Here is a 19,804-nt window from a genome sequence, read left to right as displayed (position 1 = left end):
AATTACATATCTAGCTCACCACCATCATCTTCTTCGCTTGGACTGCCATTTTCTTGTTGATAAGCGTCACAATCTGTTTGTATGGATAGGTTAGCCGGTCTTGGGAAGCTTTCTTTAGAAACTTCCAGGTTTTCATTTTTGTAAACACCTTTCATATAAGAACCCCATATAGGCAGCGCCATAGAAGCACCTTGACCATATGTAATCCCAGGAAAGTGAACGGCGCGATCTTCACCACCAACCCAAACTCCAGTTACCAGATTAGGTACCATTCCCATGAACCATCCATCACTTTGGTTTTGTGTAGTTCCCGTTTTACCTGCAATAGGGTTCTGTAAATCGTAAGGATAATCTGTTAGAATGTTAGCATAAGACTGGTTTCCTCTCCAAGAGTCCTGTAATCTAGCTCCACTACCATCTTGTACAACGCCTTCCATAAGTTTAACTGTCGTGTATGCCACTTCAGGATTCATCACATCTTTTGAATCTGGCCTATATTGATATAATACGGTTCCATTTTTGTCCTCAATACTGGTTACCAACACAGGTTCATTATAGATACCACCATTAGCAAACACACCATAAGCCGCTACCATTTCATAAAGGCTCACATCTTCTGTTCCCAAGGCAAGTGCTGGTTGAGCGCTCATATTACTTGTATCAATACCCAACGTTTTGACTCTGTCAATCACTGCTTGCGGCCCTACCTCATCAATCAATCTGGCAGATACCGTATTGACAGAATTAGCTAATGCATTTTTGAGCGTTCTCATTTGGCCATATCCACCACTAGAGTTTTTAGGAGTCCAATCACGCTGATTCCCATAACGGCCAGCCGGAATGGTATATTCACCATCGCTGAATTTCATACATGGCGAAAACTTCAAAAGATCAATCGCCGTAGCATATAAAAATGGTTTGAAAGTAGAACCTGGCTGGCGCTTTCCTTTTTTGACGTGGTCAAACTTGAAGTTTTCATGATTGATTCCACCAACCCATGCTTTAACATGACCTGTTTGCGGCTCCATAGACATCATACCAGCTTGCAAGAACTTTTTATAATACCTAATGCTGTCAATAGGCCTCATGAGTGTGTCGATAGGTCCGTTCCATGAAAAAACCGTCATGTCTGTTTTCTCGAGGAAACTGTCCTTTATTTCTTGATCACTCTTACCATCTGCTTTAAGGATTCTCCATCGCTCTGATCTGCGCATGGCAGATGCAAGGATCTTCTCGTCCACTTCTTTCTCTGTAACATCTCTAAATGGTGCCGTCTTCAAGTTTCGGTTTTGATGATCAAACTCGGCTTGCAAATTTTTCATATGATCCTTAACCGACTTTTCTGCGATGGCTTGCATGCGGCTATCAATGGTCACATTGACTTTAAGCCCATCGCGGTAGAGGTTGTACTTCTCACCGTCTGCAGGATTTGGGTTATCTTCTATCCAGTCATCCAGCCAGCTTCTTAGGTATTCCCTAAAATAGGTCGCCATTCCATCGTTATGGGTTTCTGGGCTAAAGTTAAGTTCAATAGGTTGTTCCCTAAGGCTATCTTTCATAGCCTCAGTCATCTTACCGTTACGCACCATTTGCACAAATACCTGATTGCGACGTTGGAAGGACTTCTCTTTGCTTATTTCCCTACGCGGATTGTACTGTCGCGGATTTTTAAGCATGGCAACGATAACCGCACTTTCTTCCACATTAAGCTTTTTGGGCTCTTTTCCAAAGTAAATTCTTGAGGCAGATCTAACACCATCTGCATTGTACAAGAAGGTGATTTGATTCAAATATTGAGCAATGATTTCTTGCTTGGTATACTGTTTTTCCAGCCTGATGGAAATAATCCATTCCTTAAGCTTTTGACCTATACGCTCCACGATATTAGTGGCTGGTTTCTCTGTGAAATAATTTTTGGCCAACTGCTGTGTGATGGTACTGGCACCACCACGTTGTCCCAAGAAAACCACGGCTCTCATGGTACCGTACCAATCAATACCACTGTGTTCAAAAAATCGCTCATCCTCTGTAGAAACGAGCGCGTCCACCATGTTTTGCGGTAAGTCCTCAAAATTTACTGGCGTACGATTATCCTTATAGAATTTACCTAACGTGATACCGTCAGATGCGACAATCTCTGTAGCGAGGTCTGTATCTGGATTTTCCAATTTTGTGTGGTCTGGCAAGGAGCCAAAAACGCCCCAACTGGTCAATAAAAATAGGAGGACCAGCAATCCTATTGCCGTACCGACGAGTTTCCAGAACAGAATCACATTAGCTCGCAAATCTTCTTTGCGCTTTGCTTCCTGGGCTTTACTTACTGCCATCTTGTATTTCTTTTTCAATAGTATATCCGACGTCAAGCACGCCTTCCAGCTGTTCCAATGGTTGGGCACTACCGCTTTTTCTCATAGCTTGTTGCAGGGTGAGTTGATATGTCCCGCTTTCGCGAAAGCGAAATTCTTTCTTATATATTAATTTGTTTTCCACCACATCGCTACCAGTACCCAAAAATGCACCTCTAGCATCTGCCATGGCATACTCCAATGTATCTGTAACGATCTTTCCCTGCGGAAATTTCATTTGAGTGATCAACCAAAGGTTTTTATACGCATAACTCTTGTTGTTGCGCATATTCAAATATATCTGAAAATCAGTAACCGTATCAACCGGTTCGATCAAAAACTGGGCTGGTTCACTAGCCGGCCAAGATGCGCCATCAAAGGACTTACTGTCTGTAGCCACCAGATTGTCATCACATCCGATGATCACCGGGATCGCCAATAAACCGAAAGCAAGTCGACGTACCAGATTCATTTATTTCTTCTCGTTATTGTTGTTGCCACCCTTAGGTGCGCGACGTTTATTCCTGCGAGGTTTGTTGGGTTTGTTCTGGCCGCCATTGCTGGCTGGCTTAGAAGATGTCTTGGCAGCCGTTTTTGCTGCTGGAGCATTTCCTGCTGGCGCTTTCTTCTTATTGCGGTTGTTGCGACGCTTTTTGCGCTTATTCTTGCCTCCGCCAGATTTATTGTCAAAACGGGTAAGACTATCCTGACCTACCACATTCTCAAAACTTACTTTTTCTTCTATGACCAGTTCACGGGCGTATTCTTCAATACCAGCTACCTTTTCCTTGGCCTTATTTTTTGCCACAATCTCGTGAACCTGTTCAATGGTTAAGGTGTGCCAGTTCATCCACTCGCCATCGTAACAATACCACATGAGGCCTTTGAAGATATCTACCTTTTGGCACAAAGCAACTCCTTTCTCAGTATAGAGTTTTTGATTTTGTTTTGGGAACGTGCTAAGTGCATCCAGATAGGAATCCAACTCGTAATTCAAACAGCATTTCAATTTACCGCACTGACCCGCCAGTTTTTGCGGATTGAGCGACAGGTTTTGATAACGAGCAGCGCTGGTGGTAACAGATCTAAAATCTGTCAACCAGGTGCTGCAACACAATTCGCGACCGCAAGATCCTATACCGCCCAATCGAGCCGCTTCCTGACGCAGTCCTATTTGACGCATCTCAATACGCGTGCGGAATGTTCCTGCATATTCCCTAATGAGCTCCCTAAAATCCACGCGCTGATCTGCCGTGTAAAAAAAGGTGGCTTTAGAGCCATCTCCTTGAAACTCAATATCCGAGATTTTCATTTTGAGCTTCAATCGTATGGCGATTTCTCTAGCCTTGATCTTCATCTCATCCTCACGATTGCGGGCTTCTTTCCACTTGTCTACATCGTTTTGATCAGCGATGCGATAAATTTGTAGAACCTCTTCACTGTCAGGCTTGACGCGCTTGCGCTTCATCTGTACACGTACCAGCTCGCCGGTGAGTGTCACGATACCTACATCATGACCCGTTGCGGCCTGGGTTGCGACTACATCGCCTATTTTTAAAGGCAGGTTCTCGTGATTGTGAAAGAACTCTTTGCGGCTGTTCTTGAAACGAACTTCAACATAAGGGAATTGTTCTTGTCCTTCTGGCAACTCCATGTTTGCCAGCCAATCAAAAACGGTAAGTTTATTACATCCTGAGGTACCACAGGTACCGTGATTCTTACATCCACCTGGCGCACTATCGCCAGTTCCACAACTATTACAGCTCATTCTCCTATGTTATATATTGAAATCCAATTACTTGAGTAATGGATTGAAAGTTTTTGCACTAATCGTAAATATAGGGAATATGAAAATGGTATTGAAGCCGCAGTTTTCAAAAATTGAGATCGCCTTAAAGAGGCGTCATCATCAACTTTCAAATTAAGCCCCAATAAAAATCCCAACCATTGCTGATTGGGATTTTGTTTTTATTTCCCGATAACCATCGGGACAGACAAAGGGCAAACCGTATCAAATGCGGCAGAGGCTTATTGCCCAATATGTTGCACAAAAAAACCAGCCTTTTCAGACTGGTTTGTTTTGCTCCTCTTCTTGGGCTCGAACCAAGGACTGAGTTATCCCAATTTCATTAGGTTGATTAGCTTTAAGATCAGAATGGTATCCGTATTGTGTGTTTTTGGATTTTACCAATTTCTATTGCCAGTTTGAATCTTTTAAACTTAAATACAAAAAGAATATACAGATAGATGCTTTAAATTAAAGCATTTTAGATTTTAAAAAAAAATTAAATCCATAGTTTTCCTAAGATAATAGAACGACCTTGAATGTTCTTTCAGGCAGGGTAAAGCGTCTTGAGAAATCAACCGTGTCTGAAACCTACAGAACTAAACTCATAGTTTAACACTACATTTGTTAGAAACCAAAATACGTATGTTTAAAAACCTGCATATTAACTTCAGAAAAGATAGAATGGGCCCAGAGTCGGAACTTGTAGAGCATTTTTTGAGTTATTGCGATAATTTATTTAAAAAAGAAAATCTTGAATACACTGTAATAACTGAACTATATGCGGAAGTAGGCATTCCAGATATCCTGATTGTTGCTTGGGATAAGGATGTAAATTGGAACATAAAGCGTAATAATCTTGACAAAACAGACATAAGAGTTTTACACCATCTCTCTTCTAAAGGAAGAAAAGGATTGAAGTTTCAAACCATTATCAAACATTTAGGTTATTCAGAAAGCAGGACTTATAAATCACTTGACAGGTTACTTTCCGCTAATTTAGTGCAGATTGAGAATGGTGTTTATCGGATATGTGATACTGAAAAAGCATTTTTTTTAAAAAAAATAATTTCAGTAGAAGCTAAAATGAGCGATTGGAGAAAAGCTATGCATCAAGCATCAATCAATCAAAATTTTTCTTCACATTCTTATATCTTAATGCCTAACGAAAAAATATCAGAAAAACTTTTGTCCTCTTTGAATGGAAATATCGGCCTCTTGGCACACCATTCTGATGGTGCAACACTCAAGAAAAGAGCGAAAAAAAGCAAACTACCTGGATCTCATTTTTCGTGGGTGTTGAACGAGTATATTGGCAGAAAGTATTTAACAACCACCTAAACTTATGAAAGATGAGCTTTTAAATATGTCGGTTTTAAGGAGAGGAGGCCAAAAGGAAGTTTTTTTAGCAAAACATCCGGTAGAAGGTAATGTCGTTTTTAAAAAAATATTCCCACATTCAGATAGCACTGAAAGAACAAAACGTGAGGTGAGAGCAGTATCGTTAATGCATGATTTGGAATTCGTTCCAAATATTTTAGCTCATAATTGTGATGAACAAGATCCAGAATATCTATGGCTAGTAGAAGACTATATCGATGGACAAAATCTCCGAGATATAATTACCTCTGGCCGCAATTTCTCAACGGCTGAAATTGTTATATTCCTAGAAACAATGCTTCAAATAGCAGAAGTTTCGGAATCACGAAATCTAGTTCACAGGGATATCAAGCCTGAGAATATAATAATGGATCCTGCTGGGAATTTCTGGTTACTAGATTTTGGTATAGCTAGACATCTAGATCTAGAATCCATAACAGATTCCAATAATCATTTTGGCCTTTTTACTGTTGGATATGCATCGTCCGAACAGTTTAGAAATTTAAAAAAAATGATAGATATAAGAGCTGATCTTTTTTCAATAGGAATAGTTTGTCATGAGATGATAAAAGGAGAGAATTTTTACACTACAAATGTAGATAATGACATATTTAAAGTGATTAAAAAACTCGAGAACAGCTCTTTACCTCCACTCCGTATCAATGGTGACACTCAATATTTATTGTCGACATTTTTAAGCCTTTTAGGTGATCATAGAAGAAATAGAAGACCTAAAACAGCAAGGGAAGCTCGATTAATATTAGAAAGTTTGAGGAACTCACTAAAATTGAACTAAATGAAACTCTATTTACAATTTGGATATGGAATGATGGGGCACTGCCGCCATCTTATTGAAAACTGGGGTTCTGGTACGGTTATTTTGAGCCCTCGAGACATGGAAAAAAATCAAATGAATTCATTTGTCACCAGCTTAATGGAAATAAATGGTTCTGTTATTTTCGATCCTCAGTTTTACCTTCCACAAGCAAATCATAGCCGTCTAATAAAACATGAGTATTGGCCAGACGATTATTCAACTGCTTTATTTAATAGAGTAGAAATAAGGAGAATGCTTGAAATTTTGAGAGACCAATATAATACGCCATTTGATACGCCTTTTTTCATACTCCCAGGAAAGAGAAGCTCAGAAATCAATGATGATTGGTACAATTTTTATTCACTTATAATAGAGGTGGCTAGGGAAATGAACATTCATAATAGTGTATACCTTACTTTATGTTTGTCTCAAGAAGCAATGCGCTCTGAAGATGCAATTCACAATCTACTAGAATACCTAGACACGTGGGATGTAGATGGATGTTATGTGGTTCCAGAACCTTCAAACAACAGTTATTTAGTGAATGACCCTATTTGGATAGTAAATCTGATGGATTTGACAGCAGGTATCAAATTGCAAGGTAAAAAGGTTGTTGTTGGATATTCAAACCACCAGATGCTTAGTTTAGGCCTTTCTAAAGTTGATGCAATAGCATCCGGCACCTGGTTAAATGTAAGAAGTTTCAACATAAGTCGATTTAATAATCCTAATGGTGAAATTGCCAGGAAATCCACGTGGTACTATTGTCCACAAGCCCTTTCAGAATATCAAATACCATTTTTAGATATAGCACAGCGTCTTGGGATACTTCAAGATCTCGCTTCTGCAGCTGTATTTAATTCAAATTATTCTAATATCTTATTTGCTGGAGCACAACCCTCTTCAGTAAATTTTGGGGAAAAAGATGCATTTAGACATTATTTACAATGCCTTAAAATACAAGCGGAAGACTCTGTTAGGGATACATATCTAGAAACTAAGGAACATATTCAACTTAGATTAAATACTAGTGAGCAGCTTACGAATTATTTTAACAGTTCTGGTATTAGAGGAAAAAACAGAGATTTCTCGGACTACATTGATACCAATCTTGCTGCAATCGATGTCTTTCACAGATTAAGAGGCATGGTTCTCAATCACCGATGGCCCGTGATTTGATTATTTATATTTCACAATGTTATACCACAATTGATCAAGGCAATTAGAGAAAATCCCTTTATAAAAAATGGTCGCCAGTAGTTTTAATTCTATATGTATTAATTCTCGAATAAAAAGTCAATAAGATTTATCCTATCTGTGAAATTGTAAAACCTGCTCTTTATGCTAGAATCGTAGATTCAGAATATGACCCAAGCATTTTTTTTATTTGCGAATCATTCTTAAAGAGGCTTTACAATATTTTTATTATTTGGAAAAGGCAAGTAAGAGTAGTTGTTATGTGCATTGATCCTTTAAATTCTATAAAATAAAAAGCCCCACTAAAATTAATTAACAGGGCAATTAGTCATTAGGTTACTCCTCAAATATTCAGACAGATCCTTTAGTAGATCTTCTCTCTCCTCTGCAAACCCTAGCTATACAAGATTTGCTTATTCCAGTCGATCTGCTAGCTTCTGCAATGGATTTAAACTCATTTATTCAGTTACCATCAAGATCAAGTTGGATTACTATTTTCCTTCTCTTATCATCCGGAAGCGGTAAAACTTCAACCTCATCATAGCTTCATAGATAGCCTGCAAATTCATTGTTCACAGACAAGGCAGCTCTTGATATGTCTTGTTTGCTTGCACTGCATGCACTAGCTGCACTATTAAGGTCAGGATACTCGTTTATCAATTGACGTGATTCAATATCATATTGATATACAGTCTTTTTAAACCCACCGCCTTCATCTGAATTATATCCATCCACTTTTGAATTGTACTGCTGAATCCAGTACTTTTCTTTTTTAGCTAATTCATTAATAGACTGTGCGGTATCTATGGTTCTCCATATGAAGGCTTCAGGACCGTAAGTCCTGATAGCCTCATATAGTTTACCATTTTGACCTCTTTCCGCTCTTTCCTGATGGTCTAACTTCCTTTGCTTTATAGAGTTTCTAGTTACCCCAATGTAAACCTTTCCTTGCATCATATTGTAGGCTTTGTAAACGATTAAGCCCCTCCCTTCCATCGATAAACACCATTGTCATTTTCAAGAATGCCTTCCTTATACAATCTCATTGCGTAATCTTTGACCGATCTAGGACTCCAACCAAACTGTTTAATAAAGATTATTACAAGGTGTTTTAAAGGGTAGCTTTTAGATTTATTATCTCTAAAAAACTTTGTCATTTCCCTTTCTCGATCTGATTTTCTACCATCTGTCCGACTCAATAAATCATCCTCGTCACAGGTACCAATCTGATTAATTATCTTATTAGAGTCTATTTCAAACTCATTTGATAATTGATCCTCAACCGAAGCATATCTAGAAACAACATCTTTAAAGTAACGATGACCTTTACTACTTCTTGCTATACCGATTGCAAAGTCTATTTCTTGAGCAAAAGTGCTACTTCCTTTGATACTATCCATAGTCAAGTTACTATCTCTCATTTTGTGAGTATGGTGTATACAAATCAAAGTAACCCCAGTTTCGTAAGTAATAGATCTTAGGTTTCGTGTAATGTACTCTGCATTACTTGAGTCCTCTAATTTTTTGGTATTCAATCTAGTAATACTATCAATCACTACAACCTCCGCTTCTGATTCAACTATCAGCTCTTTAATCAAAGTTCAGTGATCTTCTGAACAAATATGAGTAGGAAAGTCAAGTTGTTGATACCTATAATTAGTATTGAAAAGATCTTTTTCCTGATCGCTCAAAGTGTTAGATTGATCAACATTCCGAGCCACCCTTTCAGCTCAGAATTCTTCTAAGCCTATAAAAAGGGTTTTTTTAGGAATCCCTGAGAGCTTAGAGTTCAAAAAGCTTTTTCTACCAACCGCAATTGACATTGCTAAGTTTTCTGAAAAAATACTTTTACCACTTTTTGCTGGGCCAAAAATTATTCCGAATGATTTTTCTTTTATTCCTCGGAAAAGGAATTCAGGCTTTGGCATTGTTTTGAGTGCTTCTTGCATTTCTGCAAATGACACTGATTTTCTTCATTGTTTATTCATAAAAAAGTTTTAAATAATTGCTTCGTTGCAATTACGACCCAAAGGTAAATCGAAGTACGACCACCACTAGGTATGAATAAAATGATACCCACAATCAAATGAGGAAAAAACCATCATTATCAAATAGTTTTTCCAACTCATTAGCCGCGTTCACTTGCGACTTTTCACCGTTTTGGCTTCCAAAATCAGAAATAAGACTAGCTACCCCCTTCATAGAATAATGCTTTTTCTCATTGCTTGAATAGCGAGTTGTAAATTGTAAAAACCTAGACAGGTCAGCATTAGATATGCTACGATTAATTATATTTCTTTCTCTGAGTACGCAAAAGAAATATGTGAGAGTAGATCGGTTTAGATTAAAGTCCATTTTCACCAAATTCTTAGGATATGGATTTTGTGCATATTCAGATAATAGGTCGTTAATAGACGCTATTGCTGATACAAGTTTATCAGTGATATTTCTATCCTTAATGAACGAATTATATGACTCGCGACTAAGTTTCTGCAAATAAGAAATCAGATTATTAGCCAGATGGGATATGTTTTCAGGTGTCAAGTATAAATTTGACTCTATACGATCAATGAATACGTTCTTTGTAAAGTCTTCTTCTATATCTATAAAATCAAGGATTCTTTGTCTTAAAGTAGCTTCATCATGAACTAGTTGCCCTGTATCATCCAAGAGAGATCGCTCTACTCGGAGTTCTAAATTATATGCTGAATTATCAAGATCCTGATACCTGCTTTTAGAATCACTTTTTAAAATGGTATCAATAAAAAAATGGTAAGATTGAGAGCTCTTAAATTCAGAAAAAGGAAGTTTGTTCATTGAATAATTTTACACATGACGGCATTACTTGCTGCTTAAAAATAGTGCAAGTAATGCAGACAGTGCACATATCTAGCTAGTCGTTTTCAGTGGTTTTGTTGATAAAGCAGAAACCGTCTCAAAAGTTTGCATCAAAATACAGCATAACTGCTACGAACGATCTACATAATGTCAAAGTGGAAATAGTGGTATGCTAGTCCTGATATTATATAGACAGTAATTAAATCTTTAGTGACCTTCACGGATGAAACCACCAAGATTTGGTTTGACGTATACAAGCCTATTGGCCGAATAACTTGTACACGAAAAGGGCATATTAGCTCCACCAATCTGTTCGTTTTAGTCACAATCAGAATGCTATTAGGGGAGCTGTATTTCAATATTTCAGCTATCTGTCCATCCGTCATTTTGGTGATAAAGGCTATGTATATTTAATCTAGGTACCAACTAGGAGTACCTGTTTCCATGCTTTTTCCCAGGTGTTTGACCAATTCAAAGCAGTTAGCATTACGTTGAAAATTACGATCGATGTAAGATGACTTGTTGGCTGATGTCATCAAATTGTATAATGACCACAAGGTTATAGACCCGTCAGATTCTTTCGCAAAGTTCTTATCCGTATGATATTCTTTTACGATAGTTGAAGCTTGACTTTCTGACAGAGTACAATTCATCACATCAGGATTTTTTGAACGATCTAAGTAGGGCAGCATTCTCAATTTTCCAACCAGTAATGAAAACTGCTTTTCAGATAACTTGTATTCTAGGAGCTGTTCCATATCAAGCAATTGTTTTTGAGAGTCAAAGCTGTCAATTAAATTTGACGCCTTCTCTCCCAGTTCTTCTAACCTTGATACACGTACAGAATCCATCAAACCATCTGTACTAATGCATAGGTTGGTACATACCCAGTTTTTAAAACCTATGAACAACTTGAACTTCTCCATGGACTTAGTGCTATAGAGGTTTTCTTGATTATAGGCTCTAACCCCACCTATACTTAGTGACAGCTTACTATTTCCAATCACCTGATAAATCTCAGGGATATCTATTGTAAATGCACATCTCTCATAATATCTAGTCTTTTCGTGCTCAAATAGATCCTTGACTGATTTACCAACAGCACCAGGCACTCTTCCTTTTATGACATGACTAACTCTTATAGAAGCATCATTGACATGGTAATCAGGTAAAGCGTTTCTAACGCTCTGATTGACCATATCAATAAATTGAAAATGGCTTATCGTAGTTTCGTTGTCTTTAGTAAAGACTGGAACAATGCAATCATTTCTCAGATGCTCCAAAGTGACCACCTCTGTATTAGCCACTATAAAATCATTTCCTATGTGATTATGTTCTTCAATCACCATTTCCAATGGTTTAGGGTTGTATTCTATTAGATTATTCATTTCACGATTTGATTAGGGTTAATAATATTTGAGTTTTCACTGGCTTTTTCAATGGGTTTTAGGAGCTCATTTTTCCTAGCACTAAGCAATGGAAGGATTATACTATGATGGTTTTTATAACTATCATATATAATCTTTAGCTCAGCTTCTGTCCTAGCTAATAGGATCTCCTGTTTGATATCATCCAATGACTTTCCTGTATTGCACCAGCTCTTCAACTTTCTACCGGTCGCTGAATTGATTACAAACTCAGGTTTATTCATAAACAGACCAGTTCTATCTTTTGAAACGCTTACTAAGTGCTTATCATTGACCAACTCAAAGTTTACCGTCAATTCATACTCAAAGCCTTCACGTGTAATTTCCTTTGTTCCGTGCTTGATGACTGTGGTTCTACCATTGCCATTTGTATCCAATGAATAATCTATTTTCCTCCTTACAGTCGTTATAATGTGAGCTGTAGAATTCAATATTTTGTCAATGAAAGATTGATGTCTAGGGGAAACCTTTGCCCAATCTTGAAACCGTCCACCCAATTTTTCGTGAATGCTTAAGCAACCTCCAGCTCCTTGCCATTCGTGAGTGATACTATCAATGATAATGACCTCCATGCCTTGTTCTTCACAGATACTGATAGCTTCTATGTATCTCTCTGGAGAATAAGGCTCATTTAGAGGTAATACGTTGTAGTCCCCTAGATGAGAGTATAGACTAGCACTATTATTCTCCGTATCAATAACACAGATTTTTGACCAATTTTCTGTTATTCCATAAGCTAACAGCAGTGCTGACATTGTTTTGCCAAATCCAGAAGCTCCACTTAATCCTAAGCGTAGTTTCACTTGATGCCTTTCGGCTTTAATTAATTTCATTTTGTTGAGTTTTTAGCATAAGAAAAGAGCCTCTCAATAGAAAGGCTCCTCATTCATAATTATTACGTTGTTCTAATACACTACTTCACGTGAAGCAACTTGTTCGTTGATTATGGTGTCGTTTTCATCAACATACTCATAACGGTGTGACAAGGTTATAACCTCATCTGTTCCTGCAATTGCATATTCATAAGGCTCTACCGTTACCTTCTTGACACTACCTTCAATCTGCTGACCGACAAGTGACTTACACATAGCTTCATCAAATGTGCTAGACACACTAGCAGTTTTTGCGGTGAAGTAAGTTTTACCTGTTGATTTGCTCTTTTCGGCTTGAAGCCCTCCTGTGACAATCAAAATGTTGAATGACTCTCCGTTTTCTTTTTCAATTGTTTTGAAATCTGTAATCGTTACCATGGTTTTAATTATTTAAGATTGTTGGTGGGGATTATTCCCTTTTGTTAAAAGGCATGGGGGTGATTTGTGAGTTGGTGAGCGGTGAAAATTTCAAAAAAAAACGGGAAAAATTTTAGAAAAAATTGAATGAGACTTTTGGGGTTTATATTTGGGGTATTTGTAATAGATGTTGAGCAAAATGAAAATTTCCACAGTAATAAACCTTCTTATTCTAATTGTCCTATGCTCGTCTTGCGAAAAAGAAAAGGAAGTGGAGTATTCTATTTTCAAAGGGAATATTAAAAACACCTCAGGAGCCTTACAGTTAAGACCAGCTAAAGGTTTTGAGAACGAGAGTAAAACTATTCGTTTGGATGAGTTTGGTAATTTTAATGACACATTGTTTACAGATGAGGGTCTGTATTTATTGTTCGATGGAACAAACATGATAAATTTCTTCCTTAAGCCTTCTAATACGTATGGATTAGAATATGATGCTAAGAAATTTCGTCAAGACGGAATAAAATTGACTGGCAGTGACATAGCCTTCAATGAATATTTTGTTGAAAAATCACGTACACAAGTATTTCTTGATCCGACCGTGAAAATGACTGAAACGGAGTACAGGGATCTTCTTAACGATATAAAAACTAAACAGCTCGATAGACTTAATGACTCTGGCCTTTCAGCGATTATTAATGACTATGAAAAAAGTAAAATCGAGTACCAATACCTTAGGGATCTGAAACTGTTTTTATTTTATGCAGGGATAAAGAAACCTACAAAAGAATCAATAAATGAGTTGAATATTAACTATTCAAACGATGAGCATTATACAAAGTTTGGAGCATATAACAGTATGGTAGACGACAGAGTTATATTGCAGATGGAAGAAAAAGCAAAGAAGGAAAAGTTACGGGACACTTCCTATAGCAACAACCAAAACTTTATCAAAGGTGTTAATGAGTTCGCTCCTACCGAACTAATTAAGAATTCAATAATAAGCACTTTTGGGCCTCAATACATTGTAGAAGCAAAAGATAAAGAAAGCTTCTACAACGATTTTATATCTCATTACACAGGAAATGACAGTATCTTCAAAAACGAGATGTCAGAACTCTATCTTGATCTTTCAAAGTTGCAGAAAGGCACCACATCTCCAACTTTCCAGAATTATAAAAATTATACAGGAGGTCTGACTTCGCTTGATGATTTTAAGGGGAAAGATGTACTTATAAATCTATGGGCTACATGGTGTTTGAACTGTTACGAATCCATCCCTGTTATCGAGACTTTGGTTGAGGAGTATCCTGAAGTCGTGTTCTTAAACATAGCATATCAGGACGAGGAAAAGAAATGGAGGAAGATGATCAAGGATAAAAAATTTGCTGGGGAGCACATACTAGCAGATAGAAAGGATGAATCTTTTTTTGAGGAATACGCAGTTACAGGCATTCCCAGATATATATTGATTGACAAAAACGGTAATATTATCGATAATAATGCGCCAAGACCGACAGAGGAAGGATTGAAGATATTACTTGATAGTCTATAAAATAGTTACCGAAGTATACTTATCTTGGAAGAGCCGTCTTGTTGTTCTGTTTGACATAAGACCAGTAATGTTTCAAAAGTGATAAATTGATTTAAGTACAGCGAAGTAACGGCATCCATGCTACCTCTAAAGAACTTTACGCAGGTTCTCAATATCGCTTGGCCTAGGTGCATTTTTATTCACGATTTTACCACTTTCATCGGTAATCATATAAAGAGGGATAGTAACAGCATTACTGCCAACCTCACCGTAATTTTTATGGAATGAATCCGAAAAATCCTTTGAAGCAATCATATGCATCCCTGACAACTGGTTGCTTTTGATCTGCGTCTCCCATGCGTTCTTATTTGCTTGCTGGTCGATGGAGATGTATATTTTTTTATAGCCTTTTTCTTTCAACAAAGCATTCAATTTACCATTATGCTTAAATTCCTCGATACATGGAACACACCATGAAGCCCAGATATCTACGAAATACTTTTCCCCTTTCAAAGTTGACAAAAGTTCATCCATGTTTGCGATCTCGCTATTTTCTAGAAAAATGGCGTCAGAGGGCATCTTTTCAGTAAGTGCCTTCTGGTACTCTTTTACCTTATTGATATTTGGATCAAGGTAGGATAGATAACGACTTTTAGGATATTCGTTTTTGAAATCATCATATAGTCTGATCAGACTTTTCGGATTGTCTGACCTCTCAGCTCTATTGTAGATAAATAAGGCGCTGATCTGTTCCCTTGATTTCGATTTTGGAAACTCTTTGATTGAAGCATATTGCATGTCGTTCATTTCATCCGCTTCAAAGAGTGCCCTATAACGATCCATGGAAGCCTCTCCACTCATTATAGATTCAACAAAAGGCTTGTTGACCATTATTGACTCTCCATAAGCTCTCCAGTAGGTCGATTTATAATCGGCTTCAAGTGGATTGCTTCGCTCGACGCTGTCCCATATCTTTTTTACTTCATTGTAATCATCACCTTTACCAGCGTAGAATCTTTGGCTAAAAATATTATCTATATTGTAGGCATAGTAATAGTTTATTTCTGTTTTCAAAAGATCGCTAAACTCACTATCGATGCTATCCTTTTTCTCTAGAGCAGTAACAGTTTTGAGGTCTGAATCTCTAAGGCTCCAATACTTATTTAGCGTCATTTGAAGGGTAGTGTCATTTTCATAGATCCCAGAACCAACCCGATGTGTTTCTGGCCTGTCGAATTCGTTCAACAAATTAAGTCCAGAGGCGTTCGTTCCTTCAAAAACGACCGCTGAATCCCTAAATACCAATTTGCTTTTGGCTCCAGGAACCATGATGTTGTTTTTGAACTTGCCATTAACTATGATCTTTGAGTTTTTAGGCCTTTCAATATTTTTTGTTACGATATATTTCCCTGATGCATTCGGTTTAATGGTATCTCTATCCATCTCGTAGAAAAGAAGATCATCTTCTGAATAGAGTATTTCAACAAACTCAATATTCTCTCCACTTATCTCTAGTTCATATGGCTTCGAATCTTCTTCACAGGATAAAAGGAAGAGAGCGATAAAGGGAAGAATTATAAATTTTTTCATTGGACTCGATTTATTGAATAAGTTGGAAAAGATAGTTATTGCTATCTAAACACCTACCTTAAGTCAGCCCGATAAAGTTCTGCTTGACATAACACCACAACTATTTCACAGTTTATGGTCAGGACATTTTCAAATAATTTTTAAGCTGTTGATAATTGCCAATCTTTAGGGCTATCGTGCCATCTGTATTCAAAAGTATATAAGTAGGGTATCCCTCAATAGAAAACTCCTTGTCCATTTCTTCACGATCAGAGTTGTTTGGATTGAACCTTAGATTATACCAGTCATATTCATTTTTTTGAAGATAATTTTTCCAAACGTCAAACTCTTGGGTAGTTGAAATACTAACCAGTTTAATGTTTTTGTCTTTCAATGCTTTCAAATCCTTGGCAATTATCTTGTGGTCACGTTCACAGGGAGTGCAACCTACAAACCAAAAATCCATTAAAATCATTTTATCGCTTGAAATACCAATCGATTCTGACTGGTTATCCCAATTTAAGAAGCTGTATTGAGAAACATCAAACACCTTGTTCTCAATTAATGACTTGGTATCCCTGTATGATGTAAACATCGGATGGTTTTTTAGTAGTGGATTTTTTTTCTCTAATATGGCATTCAATTTCTTCAGCTCTTCAATATTATTTTGATTTCTCCTTGCAAATAAATCTGCAACGTCCATTGAAAATATCTCATCTCTTCCCAAATCAGAAACTGTTTTGAGCAAAAACTTATTTATCTCGACGGTGTCAGATTTTTGACTCGTTAATTCTTTAAAGTTTTTTCTGAAGGCAAGGGATTTATAATGCATGTCGGACCCTATAAGTGTATCAATCACGAGTTTTCCATCATACCTTCCTTTAAGTTCAATATTCTCACCTTTGAGCCAAAGCTGGTCATATGGGAACGGATTTGGAATCTGATTACCGTCTTTCAAAAACTTTATCTGGTAATTATCATTTATACTATCGTTAAACTTGATTCTCATTGTATCCGTAAATGCTACTTTATGTAACTCCCTTTGCTGTGTAAGATCAAAAATGATCAGACTATCTATTTTTTCATTTGTAGTCAGGTATAAATTCAGATCAGCAAGTTCCTGGAGATCATTTTTATTTTCATTGCCGCAACCGTAAATTGATATGCAGAGCAGTAGTATTATCATTTTTTTCATACACAATTAGCTATTGATTTCTAAATATTCTTTGATCTCTTCATATGAATTGGTTGAAAATTCAATTTTTCTTTCAGTATTCAACAGCATATAATTTGGAAATGAACCAAGTCTCAAGTCCTTGTTTATTTCTTCCATGGTTTCATTTTCGTCAACTCTATAATTTGTCCAATTATATCCGTTTTTCTCCAAGTATTCGTTCCAAACCTCATGTTTTTGATCAACAGAAAGTCCGATGACATCTATTCCTGCCGAGTCAAATAATTTCAGTTCTTTAGAGAACGTTTTATGATCTTCAATACATGGTGGACAATTCACAAACCAGGCATCTATTAGATATTTCTTTCCAGTCTTCAAATTAATTTTTACTGGTTTATTTTCAATATCACGAAAAGAGTATTTTTCAAAATCTATAGGAATATTGTTAAGGCTAGAGTTTACCCTTTCCCAAACTCGGAAGAATTCGTGATCTCTGATTGTTTTATCTTGCTTAGACATAATCTCATACAATACATATAAGTTCTCTGGATTGTTTTGGTTCAAACCATAGTAGATATCCGCAACAGCAAGTGAGAAAGGGTTATCCATATTAGATTTTATAGTTCTGAGCGTTAATTCATTTTTTACCTCTAGACTCGCTCCATCCTTATATATTTTTCTAGATTCTCTGTTGTATTCCTCTCGTGCATAATGTACCTGTGAGCCTATAATGGTATCAATGATGAGTTTCTTGTCAATCGTACCTTTTAACTGAATCTTCTCGCCTTTTAGCCATATCTGGAAATGTCCCATGGGACTGGAAACAATTTTCCCATCTTTGATAAATTGGATGTTATAGAGATCGTTGATACTGTCCTTAAATTTAAATCTAAGAGTATCGTTAAAGGCAACTTTATGATTCTCCCTATTTCTATAGATATCAGTTATAAGAACGCTATCAATATCTTCGTCCGTTGATAGGTATAAATTTAGATCCGAAAGGTTTTCCTCTACCGGCTCTTGATCTGATTTGCAACCAACAACTAGTATAAAGCAGGCTACAAGTAGGATTTTATTCATAGGTATTTGTTTTAAGGCTGGACTTAAATATAAAAAGGAGCGTTGAAAAAGTCCTTGATACTCAAATAGGTTGCTCTTTCCAATCTCCCGTTCTTTTCCTATTTTAAGTTAGCTCAATTCGGTTCTGCTTGACATAATACAGGCTAAGGTTTAAATCTTCCTATTTCTAGTTTATTTGATCAATTTAATAAAACCTAGCCAACTCTCTACTAACCTGCTTATTTAAAATCTTGCCATAACTCTGTTCAGTTATCGTAATACTAGAATGTCCTAGTAGTTTCTGAACAATCTCCATGGGAACATCATTATAAAGCAGTACGGTTGATGCAAACGTCTTTCTAGCTGTGTGGTGAGTCAATCTTTTATTGATATCTAAGATGACTGCAATCTCCTTTAAATAGCTATTGAACCGCTGATTTGAAAGTTTAGGTAAGCTATTATTATTGTAAAAATCTAAATCAAGTAGTACACGATTTGCTTTTGGAAGTAAAGGAATAGAAATAGTTTTGGAGGTTTTCAACCTAGTTATGATTATCCAGTCCTTACCATCAAATCCTTTTTGAATGTGTGTTCTTTTCAATGCTGTCATTTCTGCATACGCTAGTCCTGAATAACAACAAAAAATAAATAACTGCCGTACCAAATCAAGTCTGCTCTGAATTAATGAAGTATTCTCAAAAATCTCAAGCTCTTCAGGTGTCAAGAAAACAACTCTATTTGACACTGTTTTAGTTTTATGCTCAGCAAACGGATCTTTTGGTAGTAATCCTTGACTAACTGCTGCCTTAAATGGTTTTCTAAAACGTTGAATGGTTTTATTGATAGTTATCTGCTTTTGATTTTTTGTCACTTTTAGCCAATATTCAAATTCCTCTAGAAATGAAATATCCAACTTATCAATAGCTGTATTTTTTATAGTCTCTAATTTTACAAATTGAGCAAGGTGGTCATTGATATATTTGAATTTTTTCCAGGTTGACAACTTGATATCCTTGTCAATAAGCCTTTCTAGCTTGCTTACGTAGTTATCGTAGAATTCTGTTACACTTATGGCTGATTGCCTATTAACGCCTTTATATCTATCGTAGATAGAACTTATATTTAAGATCTTGGATTCCAATTGCAGCTCTAATTCAATTTTTTGGAGTTTAGACCCAATGGTTTGTAGCAATCCATTTTTAGTGATGTAGTCAACATCATCTTCCGTTACAGCCTGATCATCTTTAGACCAAAGGTCAGGGTCAACAAAAATCCCGGTTGAGAATTTTTTGATGGCTTTAGCAAATGAGATTTTACAATAAATTGGGCAAAGACCTCTGTTGTTCTGTTTGTTCAGGACAGCATAGTACCTGATGTAAAGTTTTTGATGTTTCATGTCTAATTATTTGATTTTTAATAATTTGACACAATACAGAATGGGTTCCCTTT

General features: G+C 36.7%; 18 protein-coding genes. 4 read left to right on the top strand and 14 right to left on the bottom strand.

Features of this window, described 5'->3' with window-relative positions:
• Positions 1–2 precede the first annotated feature (2 nt).
• Genes AAU57_RS03570 through AAU57_RS03560 form a run of 3 tightly spaced genes read right to left on the bottom strand, consistent with a single transcriptional unit; the run spans position 3 to position 4,113 of the window.
• Positions 3–2,327 carry a penicillin-binding protein 1A gene (locus AAU57_RS03570; protein ID WP_055411624.1) on the bottom strand — a complete coding sequence of 775 codons (2,325 nt, stop codon included), beginning with the start codon at positions 2,325–2,327 and terminating at the stop codon, positions 3–5.
• Positions 2,314–2,817, bottom strand: a complete 504-nt coding sequence (locus AAU57_RS03565; protein WP_055411623.1) for a gliding motility lipoprotein GldH — start codon at positions 2,815–2,817, stop codon at positions 2,314–2,316. Before AAU57_RS03565 ends, AAU57_RS03570 begins: the two co-directional genes overlap by 14 nt.
• Positions 2,818–4,113, bottom strand: coding sequence for a stage 0 sporulation family protein (locus tag AAU57_RS03560; protein ID WP_055411622.1), 1,296 nt, complete (start codon positions 4,111–4,113; stop codon positions 2,818–2,820).
• A gap of 663 nt (positions 4,114–4,776) precedes the next feature.
• On the opposite strand from AAU57_RS03560, the gene AAU57_RS03555 reads away from it, so the two are divergent.
• Genes AAU57_RS03555 through AAU57_RS03545 form a run of 3 tightly spaced genes read left to right on the top strand, consistent with a single transcriptional unit; the run spans position 4,777 to position 7,507 of the window.
• A complete protein-coding gene (locus tag AAU57_RS03555) occupies positions 4,777–5,472 on the top strand; it encodes a hypothetical protein (protein WP_055411621.1) in 696 nt (231 codons plus the stop codon).
• A 4-nt stretch (positions 5,473–5,476) separates the two neighbouring features.
• Positions 5,477–6,307 (top strand): serine/threonine protein kinase, encoded by an 831-nt coding sequence (locus tag AAU57_RS03550; protein WP_055411620.1) that lies wholly within the window; start codon positions 5,477–5,479, stop codon positions 6,305–6,307.
• Positions 6,308–7,507, top strand: coding sequence for a hypothetical protein (locus AAU57_RS03545; protein ID WP_055411619.1), 1,200 nt, complete (start codon positions 6,308–6,310; stop codon positions 7,505–7,507).
• 564 nt (positions 7,508–8,071) lie between these two features.
• On the opposite strand, the gene AAU57_RS03540 is transcribed toward AAU57_RS03545, so the two are convergent.
• The 7 genes from AAU57_RS03540 to AAU57_RS03510 all read right to left on the bottom strand — a co-directional run bounded on the left by AAU57_RS03540 (position 8,072) and on the right by AAU57_RS03510 (position 13,040).
• On the bottom strand, positions 8,072–8,521 hold the full coding sequence (locus AAU57_RS03540; protein ID WP_082438529.1) for a GIY-YIG nuclease family protein: 450 nt from the start codon (positions 8,519–8,521) through the stop codon (positions 8,072–8,074).
• A complete protein-coding gene (locus tag AAU57_RS03535) occupies positions 8,503–9,123 on the bottom strand; it encodes an AAA family ATPase (RefSeq protein WP_055411617.1) in 621 nt (206 codons plus the stop codon). The genes AAU57_RS03540 and AAU57_RS03535 overlap by 19 nt, the downstream gene beginning before the upstream one ends.
• Positions 9,124–9,255: 132 nt before the next feature.
• Positions 9,256–9,489, bottom strand: a complete 234-nt coding sequence (locus AAU57_RS03530) for an AAA family ATPase (RefSeq protein ID WP_231717760.1) — start codon at positions 9,487–9,489, stop codon at positions 9,256–9,258.
• A 118-nt stretch (positions 9,490–9,607) separates the two neighbouring features.
• Positions 9,608–10,342, bottom strand: a complete 735-nt coding sequence (locus tag AAU57_RS03525) for a hypothetical protein (protein ID WP_055411615.1) — start codon at positions 10,340–10,342, stop codon at positions 9,608–9,610.
• A gap of 431 nt (positions 10,343–10,773) precedes the next feature.
• Positions 10,774–11,751: a DUF3871 family protein gene (locus AAU57_RS03520; protein WP_156339987.1), complete on the bottom strand. Its 978-nt coding sequence runs from the start codon at positions 11,749–11,751 to the stop codon at positions 10,774–10,776.
• Positions 11,748–12,623: an AAA family ATPase gene (locus tag AAU57_RS03515; RefSeq protein ID WP_055411614.1), complete on the bottom strand. Its 876-nt coding sequence runs from the start codon at positions 12,621–12,623 to the stop codon at positions 11,748–11,750. The genes AAU57_RS03520 and AAU57_RS03515 overlap by 4 nt, the downstream gene beginning before the upstream one ends.
• A 72-nt stretch (positions 12,624–12,695) precedes the next feature.
• Positions 12,696–13,040 (bottom strand): hypothetical protein, encoded by a 345-nt coding sequence (locus AAU57_RS03510; protein WP_055411613.1) that lies wholly within the window; start codon positions 13,038–13,040, stop codon positions 12,696–12,698.
• A 178-nt stretch (positions 13,041–13,218) separates the two neighbouring features.
• Between AAU57_RS03510 and AAU57_RS03505 the strand changes: the two genes are divergently transcribed.
• Positions 13,219–14,574 (top strand): TlpA family protein disulfide reductase, encoded by a 1,356-nt coding sequence (locus AAU57_RS03505; protein ID WP_055411612.1) that lies wholly within the window; start codon positions 13,219–13,221, stop codon positions 14,572–14,574.
• A 126-nt stretch (positions 14,575–14,700) separates the two neighbouring features.
• On the opposite strand, the gene AAU57_RS03500 is transcribed toward AAU57_RS03505, so the two are convergent.
• The 4 genes from AAU57_RS03500 to AAU57_RS03485 all read right to left on the bottom strand — a co-directional run bounded on the left by AAU57_RS03500 (position 14,701) and on the right by AAU57_RS03485 (position 19,751).
• Positions 14,701–16,143 carry a TlpA family protein disulfide reductase gene (locus tag AAU57_RS03500; RefSeq protein WP_055411611.1) on the bottom strand — a complete coding sequence of 481 codons (1,443 nt, stop codon included), beginning with the start codon at positions 16,141–16,143 and terminating at the stop codon, positions 14,701–14,703.
• Between the two features lie 118 nt (positions 16,144–16,261).
• Positions 16,262–17,317: a TlpA family protein disulfide reductase gene (locus AAU57_RS03495; RefSeq protein WP_055411610.1), complete on the bottom strand. Its 1,056-nt coding sequence runs from the start codon at positions 17,315–17,317 to the stop codon at positions 16,262–16,264.
• A 6-nt stretch (positions 17,318–17,323) separates the two neighbouring features.
• Positions 17,324–18,376, bottom strand: coding sequence for a TlpA family protein disulfide reductase (locus tag AAU57_RS03490; protein WP_055411609.1), 1,053 nt, complete (start codon positions 18,374–18,376; stop codon positions 17,324–17,326).
• Between the two features lie 184 nt (positions 18,377–18,560).
• A complete protein-coding gene (locus AAU57_RS03485; RefSeq protein WP_055411608.1) occupies positions 18,561–19,751 on the bottom strand; it encodes a site-specific integrase in 1,191 nt (396 codons plus the stop codon).
• Positions 19,752–19,804 lie beyond the last annotated feature (53 nt).

This window comes from Nonlabens sp. YIK11, from assembly GCF_001413925.1.
Classification (GTDB): Bacteria; Bacteroidota; Bacteroidia; order Flavobacteriales; family Flavobacteriaceae; genus Nonlabens.
Note: the sequence above shows the minus strand (reverse complement) of the source record. Positions and strands in the feature narration are given on the sequence as shown.

What these genes read in the sequence shown, in the direction of transcription:
- AAU57_RS03570 (WP_055411624.1), bottom strand. Translation starts at nt 2,327, where the DNA reads ATGGCAGTAAGTAAAGCCCAGGAAGCAAAGCGCAAAGAAGATTTGCGA.
- AAU57_RS03565 (WP_055411623.1), bottom strand. Translation starts at nt 2,817, where the DNA reads ATGAATCTGGTACGTCGACTTGCTTTCGGTTTATTGGCGATCCCGGTG.
- AAU57_RS03560 (WP_055411622.1), bottom strand. Translation starts at nt 4,113, where the DNA reads ATGAGCTGTAATAGTTGTGGAACTGGCGATAGTGCGCCAGGTGGATGT.
- AAU57_RS03555 (WP_055411621.1), top strand. Translation starts at nt 4,777, where the DNA reads ATGTTTAAAAACCTGCATATTAACTTCAGAAAAGATAGAATGGGCCCA.
- AAU57_RS03550 (WP_055411620.1), top strand. Translation starts at nt 5,477, where the DNA reads ATGAAAGATGAGCTTTTAAATATGTCGGTTTTAAGGAGAGGAGGCCAA.
- AAU57_RS03545 (WP_055411619.1), top strand. Translation starts at nt 6,308, where the DNA reads ATGAAACTCTATTTACAATTTGGATATGGAATGATGGGGCACTGCCGC.
- AAU57_RS03540 (WP_082438529.1), bottom strand. Translation starts at nt 8,521, where the DNA reads ATGGAAGGGAGGGGCTTAATCGTTTACAAAGCCTACAATATGATGCAA.
- AAU57_RS03525 (WP_055411615.1), bottom strand. Translation starts at nt 10,342, where the DNA reads ATGAACAAACTTCCTTTTTCTGAATTTAAGAGCTCTCAATCTTACCAT.
- AAU57_RS03520 (WP_156339987.1), bottom strand. Translation starts at nt 11,751, where the DNA reads ATGAATAATCTAATAGAATACAACCCTAAACCATTGGAAATGGTGATT.
- AAU57_RS03515 (WP_055411614.1), bottom strand. Translation starts at nt 12,623, where the DNA reads ATGAAATTAATTAAAGCCGAAAGGCATCAAGTGAAACTACGCTTAGGA.
- AAU57_RS03510 (WP_055411613.1), bottom strand. Translation starts at nt 13,040, where the DNA reads ATGGTAACGATTACAGATTTCAAAACAATTGAAAAAGAAAACGGAGAG.
- AAU57_RS03505 (WP_055411612.1), top strand. Translation starts at nt 13,219, where the DNA reads ATGAAAATTTCCACAGTAATAAACCTTCTTATTCTAATTGTCCTATGC.
- AAU57_RS03500 (WP_055411611.1), bottom strand. Translation starts at nt 16,143, where the DNA reads ATGAAAAAATTTATAATTCTTCCCTTTATCGCTCTCTTCCTTTTATCC.
- AAU57_RS03495 (WP_055411610.1), bottom strand. Translation starts at nt 17,317, where the DNA reads ATGAAAAAAATGATAATACTACTGCTCTGCATATCAATTTACGGTTGC.
- AAU57_RS03490 (WP_055411609.1), bottom strand. Translation starts at nt 18,376, where the DNA reads ATGAATAAAATCCTACTTGTAGCCTGCTTTATACTAGTTGTTGGTTGC.
- AAU57_RS03485 (WP_055411608.1), bottom strand. Translation starts at nt 19,751, where the DNA reads ATGAAACATCAAAAACTTTACATCAGGTACTATGCTGTCCTGAACAAA.